Origin of the sequence: Streptomyces sp. NBC_01390 (assembly GCF_045040105.1) — a bacterium.
GTDB lineage: Bacteria > Actinomycetota > Actinomycetes > Streptomycetales > Streptomycetaceae > Streptomyces.
This window is the reverse complement of the sequence record NZ_CP109551.1, coordinates 5973919-5985225: the sequence shown is the minus strand read 5'-3', so window position 1 is coordinate 5985225 and position 11307 is coordinate 5973919. Positions and strand designations below refer to the sequence as shown.

The 11307-nt window shown below is 70.0% G+C and carries 9 protein-coding genes; 8 read left to right on the top strand and 1 reads right to left on the bottom strand.

What is annotated here, in order from left to right:
- The first annotated feature begins 31 nt into the window (after positions 1 to 31).
- From OG241_RS27015 to OG241_RS26990, 6 genes are all read left to right on the top strand, one after another.
- On the top strand, positions 32 to 1168 hold the full coding sequence (locus OG241_RS27015; protein WP_405818702.1) for a M24 family metallopeptidase: 1137 nt from the start codon (positions 32 to 34) through the stop codon (positions 1166 to 1168).
- A gap of 40 nt (positions 1169 to 1208) precedes the next feature.
- Positions 1209 to 1769, top strand: a complete 561-nt coding sequence (locus tag OG241_RS27010) for a GNAT family N-acetyltransferase (protein ID WP_405818700.1) — start codon at positions 1209 to 1211, stop codon at positions 1767 to 1769.
- A 133-nt stretch (positions 1770 to 1902) separates the two neighbouring features.
- Positions 1903 to 2274, top strand: coding sequence for a nuclear transport factor 2 family protein (locus tag OG241_RS27005; RefSeq protein WP_405818698.1), 372 nt, complete (start codon positions 1903 to 1905; stop codon positions 2272 to 2274).
- Between the two features lie 1102 nt (positions 2275 to 3376).
- Complete coding sequence (locus OG241_RS27000) at positions 3377 to 4012, top strand: PadR family transcriptional regulator (protein WP_405818696.1); 636 nt, start codon at positions 3377 to 3379, stop codon at positions 4010 to 4012.
- A 204-nt stretch (positions 4013 to 4216) separates the two neighbouring features.
- Positions 4217 to 4957, top strand: a complete 741-nt coding sequence (locus OG241_RS26995; RefSeq protein WP_405818694.1) for an ABC transporter ATP-binding protein — start codon at positions 4217 to 4219, stop codon at positions 4955 to 4957.
- A complete protein-coding gene (locus tag OG241_RS26990; protein ID WP_405818692.1) occupies positions 4954 to 7821 on the top strand; it encodes an ABC transporter permease in 2868 nt (955 codons plus the stop codon). Before OG241_RS26995 ends, OG241_RS26990 begins: the two co-directional genes overlap by 4 nt.
- 223 nt (positions 7822 to 8044) lie before the next feature.
- Here the strand turns inward: OG241_RS26990 and OG241_RS26985 are convergent, their stop codons facing one another.
- Positions 8045 to 9772, bottom strand: a complete 1728-nt coding sequence (locus OG241_RS26985) for an RICIN domain-containing protein (RefSeq protein ID WP_405818690.1) — start codon at positions 9770 to 9772, stop codon at positions 8045 to 8047.
- A gap of 532 nt (positions 9773 to 10304) precedes the next feature.
- Between OG241_RS26985 and OG241_RS26980 the strand changes: the two genes are divergently transcribed.
- Both OG241_RS26980 and OG241_RS26975 read left to right on the top strand, forming a co-directional pair.
- Positions 10305 to 10571, top strand: coding sequence for a CopG family transcriptional regulator (locus tag OG241_RS26980; protein ID WP_381449075.1), 267 nt, complete (start codon positions 10305 to 10307; stop codon positions 10569 to 10571).
- On the top strand, positions 10568 to 11011 hold the full coding sequence (locus OG241_RS26975; protein ID WP_405818689.1) for a PIN domain-containing protein: 444 nt from the start codon (positions 10568 to 10570) through the stop codon (positions 11009 to 11011). Before OG241_RS26980 ends, OG241_RS26975 begins: the two co-directional genes overlap by 4 nt.
- The last annotated feature ends 296 nt before the right edge of the window (positions 11012 to 11307 follow it).

The window sequence follows — 11307 nt, the reverse complement described above, 5'->3', positions numbered from 1 at the left end:
AGTACACCGCCCACCCCCTCACGGAGACCTGATGCCTGACATTCCCATGCCCGCTGCCGCCGAGAACCTGTACCCGGCCGACCGCCTCCGAACCGCCAGGGAAGCCACAGCCCGGGCAGGTCTTGACGCCCTGCTGATCTCCCCCGGTGCGGACCTGCGCTACCTGACCGGCTACGACGCCCTGCCGCTGGAGCGGCTGACCTGCCTGGTCCTGCCGGCCGACGGCGACCCCTTCCTGCTCGTACCGGCCCTGGAGGAATCCGCCGCGAAGGCATCCCCGGCCGGTGACCTGGGCATCGAGATCGCCGGCTGGCACGAGACCGACGACCCCTATGCCCTCGTCGCGGCCCGGCTGCCCTCCCGGACGGCCCGCCTCGGCGTCGACAACCACATGTGGGCGGAGAAGACCATCGCCTTCCGCACCGCACTTCCGGGCGCGCACCAGGAGTTGGCCGGGAGCGTGCTGAACGAGCTGCGGATGCGCAAGACCCCGCAGGAGGCAGCCGCCCTGCGCCGGGCCGGTGCGGCCATCGACCGGGTGCACGCCCGCATGGGCGAGTGGCTGCGGGCCGGACGTACCGAACGCGAGGTCGGCCGGGACATCGCGGACGCGATCATCGCCGAGGGGCACGTCCGCGTGGACTTCGTCATCGTCGGTTCCGGACCGCACAGCGCCAGCCCGCACCACGAACTGTCCGACCGCACGATTCGGCCCGGCGACCCCGTGGTGGTCGACATCGGCGGTACGACCCTGGACGGCTACTGCTCCGACTCCACCCGGGTGTACGTGGTGGGCGAGCCGCCCGCGGACTTCCGCCGACTCCACGACGTACTGCTGCGGGCCCAGTGCGCCCAGACCGACGCGGTGCGGCCGGGCATCACCGCCGAGCGACTGGACTCCATCGGCCGGGACATCATCTCCGACGCCGGATACGGGCCGTGCTTCATCCACCGGACCGGACACGGCATCGGCCTCGAGAGCCACGAGGAGCCCTACATCGTGGCCGGCAACCGGCTCCCGCTGGAGCCCGGCATGGCCTTCTCCGTCGAACCCGGCATCTACCTGCCCGGCCGGTACGGAGCGCGGATCGAGGACATCGTGATCTGTACCGAGGACGCCGGGGAGCGCCTCAACCGCACCACCCGCGACCTGGTCGTACTCCCCTGACCCTGCGCCCGCCCACAGGAACCGGAATCAGGAACCCGCGATGACCCACGAGCCCACGGCCCGTCCCACCGTCCCCGCACAGCTGCGGCTGACCAGCGAGGGCCTGGTCCTGCGCGAGTGGACCGAGAACGACCTCCCCGCCATGACGGAGCTGTCTGACGACCCCGAGATCGCGCACTGGACTCCGCTCGCCTCACCGTTCGACCTGGTCGCGGCCCGCGCCTACCTCGCCACCGCCCGGCAGGCCCGCGTAGACGGCCTGCGCGTTCAGCCGGCCATCACCACCGGCGGTCAACTTCCCCTGGGCGAGGTGCTCATCATCCGCAGGAGCGCCAACGACCGTACCGCGAGCCTCGGTTACTCCGTGGGCCCCGCACACCACGGCCGACGCCTGGGGTCCAGGGCCCTGACGGTCATGACGGAGTACGTCCACCAGGTCATGGACATGCCCCGAGTGACGCTGAGCATCGAGGCGGAGAACGGCGCCGGCGCCGCGGTGGCCCGGGCCGCGGGCTACCACCGCACCGACGAGCCGCCGATCCTCACCGTCGCCAAAGGACGGTCGCTCGCCTTGCGAACCTGGGCCCACCATCGCCCCTGACCCGAGCCGCACCCGCTCCGCCACCCCACCGAAGGACCCAGCCATGCCCGCTTCACCGCCCCGTACCGTTCAGCCCGCACCCAGTGGCGCCCGCCCGGGGGGCTCACCCGCCGACCTGGCGGCAGTGTGGGCTGTGATCACAGACATGTATGCGGGCTACACCGCCGGCGATCGCGAGCGTATCGACTCCCACCTGGACCCGGACGCCACGATCTGGGACTCCGCCACCCCCGAACTGCTCTGCGGCAAAACCGACTTGGACCGCGTCCGGGACGGCCGCCCCACGGCCGACGGCGGCCCCGCCGAGATCGGTCTCACGCCCTACGGGCAGGTCATCGACGTCTTCGGAGAACTGGCCGTGGCCCGCTACTGGCTGCGGGTCGACTTCCACACAGCCCTGCCGGAACTGGCCCGCAACACCGCAGTCCTGCGACGCGCCCGCCACGACGGCCACTGGCTCCTCGTGCATCTGCACGAGGACATCCAGAGCGCTCCGGACACGTAGCGAAGCGGCGGAGAACCGGAGCCGACCGCCGAGCCGGTGACCCGGCCGGAGAGGAGAACGGCATGGAACAGCAGGCTGAGGGCTCTCACCCGTGAATCTCGTAACCGGTGCCGCAGAACCACAGGTCAGCGGCGCACATCGGCGACGGGCGCGCCGAGCGCACGGCATCCACCAAACCCTCGTGCCCACCGTGTGCCCAATCCTTGGGTCCAGGACGTCGGCAACACGCCGGAACAGCTCACCAATACACAAGCACCAGGCCACTGACCTGGGGCTTCAAGAAGAGCGGGTGACGAGAATCGAACTCGCACTCTCAGCTTGGGAAGCTACGGCGCTTGCGCGGACTCTATGCCTATGACCTGGGCAGATGTCCTCTCTTGGCGAAGCCGTGAGGGTCGGTTCGCACCGCTGGTGACCGTGGCTGTCCGTCCTTACGGGCACGCTGTGGGCACGGCCTCGTGGATCGGCGGAGTGCTGGGTGCGCGCGATGGCTGAAGCGCCAGGCTCGGCTCGCTCTCCTGTCTGGATCAGATGCCGCGTCGCGAGTGCACACACCGGCTCGTCAGGGAGCCGCGCGGCGACAGGAATGCTGAGTCAGCGTCACTTCCGCCCATCAGTGTTGAAGTCCCGTTCCACGAGCAGACACAGTGCCTCATGTGACCGGCTGTCCGTCTCTGCGGAATAGACCACCAGCTGCTGTCCCGGTCGGCCGACCCCTCCGGCTCGCCGTCCTCCACGAGCCCGGTGAAGCTCGCTCGTACTAAAACGGCAACAGAGGAGGAGCCCGCCGAGGAGTCGGACGAGGGGGTCGAGGTGGTACCCAAGACGGACGCCCCGGCCGCCGAGAGCTCGCCCCGCGGAGCTGTCGGCGGCCGTTCACCGGACCGGCACCGACGCCCCTCTCGACCTCTCCGACCGGCGGATTCCCGTGTTCGCACTGGGCGCGGGGCTGGCGCTGGTGGGCCTCGGCATCGGCTTCCTCGGGGTGCGGATGCGCCGCCGCCGAGCGGCTCGCGACGGCCCGGGTCCTCCTTGAGTCGGACCTCCGGCGTCCGCCTCAGGACGCTTGTCCACGCGGACTTACTCGGTATACATACTCAGTATGTCCATCCGCCACGGGCTTCTCGCCCTCCTCGAACGCGGCCCGCGCTACGGCTCACAGCTCCGTACGGAGTTCGAGTCCCGCACCGGCTCCACCTGGCCGCTCAACGTGGGTCAGGTCTACACGACGCTCAGCCGGCTCGAACGCGACGGCATGGTCGTGCAGGACGGCGAGGACGAGGCCGGCCACCCGCTCTACGCGATCACCGACAGCGGTCGCGTCGAACTTCGCAGCTGGTTCGAGCACCCCGTCGACCGCACCAGCCCGGCCCGTGACGAGCTGGCCATCAAGCTGGCCATGGCCGTCGGGGCGCCCGGGGTCGACATCCGCGACGTCATCCAGTCCCAGCGCCGGCACAGCGTGAAGGCCATGCAGGACTACACCCGGCTGAAGGCGCAGGCCCTCACCGCCGTGGAGAAGAACGGGGTCGGGGAGCGGGACGACATCGCCTGGCTCCTCGTCCTGGAGCAGCTGATCTTCCAGACCGAGGCCGAGGCGCGCTGGCTCGACCACTGCGAGTCCCGGCTGATCCGTCTCTCGTCGACCGCCCCGGCGACGGGGCCGGAGCCGGGAGCGGCGGGGATGGGGGCGCGGGCGGGGGCCGGGGCGGAGGGGGCCGCACGCCACCGCCCGTGATGTCCGCCCTGCACGACCGGCCCTGAGCACCCGAACGACCGGATCCACAGGGCCGACCGAGTCCACCGGCTCCACCCGGCCTTACCCGTAACACCTGACGACTCCGAACCATCCGACCAGACCCATACCGTACGCACGGCGCCGCAACGACCGTCCGTCGCACCGACGTCCGGCCGTTCGCCGGCGTACGCCCGAGGGGGAACCATGTCCACACAACAGCAGCATCCCGTGCTGAGTCTGCGGAACCTGACCCGCGTCCACGGCTCCGGCGCCACCGAGGTGCACGCCCTGCGCGGCATCGACCTCGACGTCCACCCCGGTGAACTCGTCGCCGTCATGGGCCCGTCGGGCTCCGGCAAGTCCACCCTGCTCACCATCGCCGGCGGCCTCGACAACCCCACCTCCGGGCAGGTTTTCGTCGAGGGCACCGACATCACCGCCCTCGGTATCAAGGGGCTTGCAGCCCTGCGCCGCCGCAGCATCGGCTACGTCTTCCAGGACTACAACCTCATCCCGGCCCTCACCGCCGCCGAGAACGTGGCCCTGCCCCGCGAACTGGACGGCATATCGGCCCGCAAGGCCCGCACCGAGGCCCTCGCCGCCCTCGCTGAGATGGACCTCGGCCAACTCGCCGACCGGTTCCCCGACGAGATGTCCGGCGGCCAGCAGCAGCGCGTGGCCATCGCCCGCGCCCTCGTCGGCGACCGTCGGCTCGTCCTCGCGGACGAGCCCACCGGAGCCCTCGACTCCGAGACCGGCGAGTCCGTGCTGGCCTTGCTGCGCTCCCGCTGCGACGCTGGAGCCGCCGGCATCATGGTCACCCACGAGCCGCGGTTCGCCGCCTGGGCCGACCGGGTCGTCTTCCTGCGGGACGGCGCCGTCGTCGACCAGACCATACGCAGCGACGCCGACTCGCTCCTGACCGACCGGGCGGCCCAGCGGTGACGACCTGGTTCCACTCCTGGCGGGCCGCGGTCCGCATCGCCCGCCGTGACGCCTGGCGCTCCAAGGGCCGCAGCTTCCTCGTCCTCGCCATGATCGCGCTGCCGATCCTGGGCGTGAGCGCCCTGGACCTGACCCTGCGCAGCGCCGAACTCACTCCCGCGCAGCGGATGGAGCGCACCCTGGGTGCCGCCGACGCCCGCTTCTCCGATGCCCGAGCGGCCGGCGTGGCCATCCTGCAGGACCCCGAGGGCGTGCAGCACACCCCGGCCGGGGACTACGACTCGCCGGGCAAGTCCTGGCCCGACGGCCCGACCGATGTCACCAGGACCATCCCGGCCGGTTCGACGGTGCTGACCGACAGCAGCGGTACCGCCAAACTGACCACCACTCACGGTCTGCTCCAGGCCGAGGTCCGTGAGCTGGCCGCCGCCGATCCCGTCGCCCGGGGCATCATGCGGCTGCAGGAGGGCCGCTTCCCCGAGAAGAACGACGAGATCGCCGCGACCACCCGGTTCCTGGAGAGCAGCGGGCTGTCCGTCGGCTCCACCCTCACCGCCCGCGGCTTCGACCGCACCTATGTGATCAGCGGCTCGTACGAGCTGCCCAGCGACCTCACGACACAGCAGGTCAACGCCCTGCCGGGGGCCTTCCTCGCGCCGTACGCCAAGGCGGTCGAGAAGGCCGGACTGCCGAAGCCCGACATCTCCACCACCTACCTGGTGAAGAAGGCCGGTGGTTTCACGTGGAACACGGTCCAGGCGATCAACGCCAAGGGAGTCGTGGTCACCTCGCGCGTCGTGGCCCTCGACCCGCCCGCCGACTCCAACGTGCCGCTCTACGAGAGGGAAGGCCGGGCCACCTACGAGGGCAGCGGGGGCGCCGACGCCGCCGCGCTCGCCGCGGTGGGCACGGTCGTCGGCCTGGCGATGCTGGAGATCTGCCTGCTCGCCGGTCCCGCCTTCGCCGTCGGCGCCCGTCGTTCCCGCCGCCAGCTCGGCCTGGTCGGCGCCAACGGCGGTGCCCGCAGCCACATCCGGGCCATCGTGCTGAGCGGCGGCCTGGTCATCGGCGTCGCGGCGGCCCTGGCCGGCATTGTCCTCGCCCTGATCCTGACCTTCGCCCTCCGGCCGCTCCTTGAGGACTACATGGGACAGCGGTTCGGCGGCTTCACCGTCAGGCCGCTGGAACTGCTCGGCATCGCCGCGCTCGCCGTCCTCACCGGCCTGCTCGCCGCGATCATCCCGGCCGTCACCGCCTCCCGGCAGACCGTCCTGGCCTCCCTCACCGGCCGTCGGGGCGTGCGCCGCAGCAACCGCGTGCTGCCGCTGATCGGCTTCGGCGCTGTCCTGCTCGGCGCGGCCATCGCCCTGTACGGCTCGGTCGTCTCCGACCAGTTCGCCCTGGTCGCGGGTGGCTCGGCCGTCGCCGAGCTGGGTGTGGTCGCCATGACGCCCGCGCTGGTCGGCCTGTTCGGCCGGGCCAGCCGCTGGCTGCCGCTCTCGCCGCGCCTCGCCCTGCGGGACGCCGTCCGCAACCGGGGCCGTACGGCACCCGCTGTCGCCGCCGTCCTGGCCGCCGTCGCGGGCACCGTCGCCGTCTCGACGTACGCCGCGAGCCGCGACGCCCAGAGTCTGGCCGAGTACCGGGCCAGCCTGCCGTACGGGGCCGTCGCCGCGCTCGTCACCGAGGAGGGCGGCCGGGACGTCCCCGAGGTCCGCGACGCCGTGCAGCGGACGCTGCCCGTCGACGTCCGCGCCGACGTGTTCCGGATCGCCGTCGGAAAGCCCGGCTGCGCCCCGTACGGCGAGGGCGAGGGCTGTGGCCGCTTCGAGGTCGTCACCCCGCCGGCCAACGAGTGCCCGCTGTGGGTCAGCACCCCCGACGGCTCCGACGCGGCGGAGAAGTACACCAAGGAGCAGCGGCGCGCGCTCGCCAACGACTGGCGCTGCCTCTCGCCCGACGGCAACGGCATCTACGTCGAAGGCAGTCTCCTCATCGCAGACGCCCCGCTCCTGAAGGTCCTCGGCATCGACGACCCGGGCGCGGCCAAGGCCCTCGCCGACGGAAAGCTCCTCAGCTTCCACAAGCCCCAGGTCGACAGGAACGGCACCGTCGGCATCAAGCTGATCACCGACCTGAAGGCCGCCGACCGCGCCGTCGAGCAGTACAAGCCGGTCCCGGGCGAGCTGAAGTCCTTCCCCGCCTACCAGGTGCCCGGCTCGCCCGACTCCTACGGAGTGCAGAGCGTGCTCAGCCCCGCCGCCGCCAAGGCCGCCGGGCTGACCACCGTCCCCCTCGGCGCCTTCTTCAGCACCGACCGGATGCCCAGCACCGAGCAGCGGCAGAAGCTCGACGCCGAGATCGCCAAGCTCGGCAGCAACGTCGAGCTGACCGTGGAGCAGGGCTGGGTCGACGAGAACGGGCTCGTCCTGCTCGCGCTGACCGTCTTCGCCGGCCTGGTCACCATCGGTGCGGCCGGCATCGCCACCGGTCTCGCCCAGGCCGACGCGGAGGCCGATCTCAAGACGCTCGCAGCGGTCGGCGCCCCTCCCCGGGTGCGCCGCACGCTCAGCGGCTTCCAGTGCGGTGTGGTCGCCGCGATGGGTGTGGTCCTCGGCTCGGCTGCCGGTGTCCTGCCCGCGGTCGGGCTGCGGCTCACCGAGGAGCGCGAGCAGATGCGCTTCTACCGGGAGGCTCTCGACAATGGCTGGATCAGCGCCGGTGACGCCTCGCCGTACGTGCCGATCGTCGTCCCCTGGGAGACACTCGCCGCCCTCCTGGTGGCCGTGCCCCTCGGCGCCGCCCTGCTGGCCGCGCTGGTGACCCGCTCGCGCGGGGCGCTGGCCCGCCGCGCCGCGCACTGAGCCTCGGTTGCTCGACCGTGCCGTGCCCCTGGACGAGGGTGAATCACCCTCGTCCACTGGGGTAGCGGTCGGGGGTGCGGGATCGCACCGTTGGTGACCGTGGTTGACCCGTCTTACGGGCACGCTCAGACCTTGAAGCGCTGACCCTCAGCCCGACCAAGACGACGATGCGCCCCCATCGAAGAGATGGGGGCGCATGTCGCTGTCTGTCATCCACTCACCGCTACTTGAGCGCTGTGCCGCCCGAGTTGTGATAAGCGACCGTCTTGTTGATCAGGTTTCCGCCGTCGGTTTCGACCGAGGTCTGTTCCTGCTGCCCCGGTCCGAAGAACAGTCCGGCGATGTGGGCGTTCGCGACCTGGTCCATGTGGCCGAAGAACCAGTCCACCTTGTCGTCCTTGTAATGGTTGAGGGTGTTGTTCTGTGCCATGTTGCCCACGGGGATCTGCCACAGGACCACGGGCTTGCCCACGGACTCGGCCATCGTCTTCCAGAGCTTCAGCGCGGCAGCGGCCTTCTGGTCGGTCCAGAAGTTGTCACTGCCGCCGTGGGCCGGCTGCGCGTACCAGCCCGCGTCGCGGTCCGACACATCGCTGACCAGGAAGTCGGCGTTCTTCGCCCCGAGGTCCGTGTAGTCGTTGACGCACTTCTGGAGGTTGCTCTGCCAGTCGAAGCAGGAGAGGTGCAGCCCCACGCCGGCGTTCGGCGCGTACTTGTGCGCCATCGAGATCAGGCACTGTGCGAGTCCGGCGGCGCTGTTCTCCTGCGATCCGCAATCCGTCGGATTGGAAGCCGAGACCTGAGCGGAAACCTGGTGCAGATTGCCGAGCGACCGGGCGAAGCCCCAGAAGTCGGGCTCGAGGTCGATCATGTCGGGCGACTTTCCGATCTTCTGGAGGAAGAAACGGTAGTCGTTCAGGTACCGGGTGAGCAGGTCGGTCCTGTTGATGGCCTTGACCTCGCCCGGGCCGTCGCCCTCACCTGCCGCATCCCCGAGGTCGCGCAACGAGTACCAGGTCCAGAGCATCTTCTGCGGACGCGACTTGCCCTTGTACGTCGCCTGGGACACCACGTCGTCGCGCCAGGTCACATACGTGCCGGGAGCCGTGGTGCTGCCGTTCCAGCAGCCCCACCAGCCCGACCACTCGTCCTTGCACTTCGCTGCGGTGTAGTAGTCCGACGAGGGCGCGGGCTGGCTGTGCACATAGGCGTAGCGCACGTCGAACGGCGCGGCGGCCGCCGACTCGTCGGACATCGAGCCGCCGATGAGCACGGTGTCACTGCCCATGAACCGCTTGGCCGAACTACCGCTCCCACCCGCGGGTGACGAAGACGAAGACGAAGACGAAGACGAAGACGAAGGAGAAGGCGAAGACGAAGGTCGCGTGTCACTCGGAGTCGGACTTGCGGGAACACCGCTGGCCGACGGAGTGGGCGTACCTGCGCCGCCGCCGACACTGCCGACCGGGACGAGTTGCCACTGCTGATCGGCGCCGCTCCGGTCGCGGTTCTGGACGACGCCGCCCCCGTCGGCCTTGACGGCGTTGCGGACACCGACCGCCATGCCACTGAAGCGATTGACCAAACGCACGTAGCCGTTCGGCGACTTGGCCAGTTTGAACTGCTGGTTGGTGGCGTTCAGGTCTTTCCACTGCACGATGGCGGAGCCGGCGGTCTTCGACCAGCCGAGGTCGTCCAGCACCTTGCCGGAGGTCCGGTTCTTCAGCCGGTAGTACCCATCACCCGCGTCGATGAGCCGCCACTGCTGGTTGGCCCCGCCGTGGCGCGCCCACTGCACCACCGCCGCGCCGTCGTTCTTGGCGGAACCGCGGTCGTCCAGCACCTTGCCGCTGTTGTGGTTGACCAGCACGTACCACTTCTTCAGATCCAGGGGCTTCTGTTCCGCAGAAGCCTGGCTGACCACGACAGCCGAGCCGGCCACGACCACCATGGCGAGACCCGCCCAGAGACCCCGACGCGCGAGCAACCGACGACCACGATGCTTCGGACGACCACCGTGCGTGGGTGGACCGGGGACATGTCTGCGCTCCAGCGGCATGCCTGTGCTCTCTTTCAACGGCTGCAAGTGACCGGACCACTTGGCCGGACACCAGTGAGTGACCGGAGAGGCCGAAAAGGTTGCCGCGAAGTTCCACAGAACTTTTTTCTGCTTGGACGGCGCGCCTGGCCAGTTGCGCGGCTGAGGGAGCGACCGCACGAAAGCGTGTCGTTCGCCGTTCGCCGTGTACTGGTGCGCCGTCGACTGCCGCCGAGGGAACTCGACGCGTAGCAGGGGCCGAGCCCGGTCGACATGTGGCGCCGCCGCTGCCCACGCTGAGCCTCTCCGCACGTGGCCCGACCGAGGCGCGCACTCCACGAGTCGAGACCCGCACACTCATCCCAGGTACACCGATACGGAAAGCGAACCCCATGAGGTAGATGGCGCGGATACATCAATCCGGTACATGGACTACGCTTGGTACATGTCCATGAAGCGCACCAACGTCTACGCCGACCCCGAAGACCTGGCCATCATCAAGGAGGCCGCCAAACGCCGAGGTATAAGCGAAGCCGAGATCATCCGCCAGGGCATCCACCTTGCAGCCATGGCGAACCGCGTCTGGGACGAGCCGCTGTTCTCGCGCACCTTCGAGGGGCCGGGGCGCACGCTGTCCAAGTCGGAGGTCCGCGACACGGTCGCCGAGGCCGTCCGGCGGGAGACCGGCTCGGGTTCCGGATCCGCCGCGTGATCATTGTCATCGCCGATACGTCCGGCCTTCTGGCAGCCCTGGACTCCGCTCATCCGGAACACCGGGCGGCGAACGAGGCCATCATGGCGGCGGGCCTGCTGATCATGTCCCCGCTCCTGCTGGCCGAACTGGATCACGTGGCGACGCGTGAGCTCGGCAGGGAGGCTGCCGTCAGCGCGGTCGACGACCTGCGGCGCTGGATGAGCCGGGGTCGTGTCGTCATGCCGGAGATCACGGAGGACCACCTGGGCGCCGCCCAGTCCGTCCGTGTCCGCTACCGCGCGCTGGACCTCGACCTCGCCGACGCAGTGAACGTGGCGCTTGCCGCCGACTACGACACGGACGCGATTCTCACCCTCGACCGGCGAGACTTCCGGGCCGTACGCCCGTTGGGTCGTTACAAGGCGTTCCGGGTACTCCCCGACGACCTCCCGCTCTGACGCAGGACCTTCGGCGGTCAAGTGCCCGCTCCCACAAGCGGCTTGCGCCCCGCCCGGCCGCAGCGGCACCCCGATAAAAACAAGCCCCAGGCCACTGACCTGGGGCTTCAATAAGAGCGGGTGACGAGAATCGAACTCGCACTCTCAGCTTGGGAAAGCTACGGCGCTTGGGCGAGCTTCATGGGCCTGACCTGCGTATATGCCTTCGCTCTGGCTAATCGTGCGGGTCGGGCCGCACCGCTGTTGACCGTTGTTGTCCGCTCTTACGGGCATGCTGTGGGCACGGCGTCGCGGGA

Excerpts from the sequence above, each read along its gene's own strand:
- OG241_RS26995 (WP_405818694.1), top strand. The coding sequence starts at position 4,217 with ATGTCCACACAACAGCAGCATCCCGTGCTGAGTCTGCGGAACCTGACC.
- OG241_RS27015 (WP_405818702.1), top strand. The coding sequence starts at position 32 with ATGCCTGACATTCCCATGCCCGCTGCCGCCGAGAACCTGTACCCGGCC.
- OG241_RS26985 (WP_405818690.1), bottom strand. The coding sequence starts at position 9,772 with ATGGTGGTCGTGGCCGGCTCGGCTGTCGTGGTCAGCCAGGCTTCTGCG.
- OG241_RS26980 (WP_381449075.1), top strand. The coding sequence starts at position 10,305 with ATGTCCATGAAGCGCACCAACGTCTACGCCGACCCCGAAGACCTGGCC.
- OG241_RS27010 (WP_405818700.1), top strand. The coding sequence starts at position 1,209 with ATGACCCACGAGCCCACGGCCCGTCCCACCGTCCCCGCACAGCTGCGG.
- OG241_RS27000 (WP_405818696.1), top strand. The coding sequence starts at position 3,377 with ATGTCCATCCGCCACGGGCTTCTCGCCCTCCTCGAACGCGGCCCGCGC.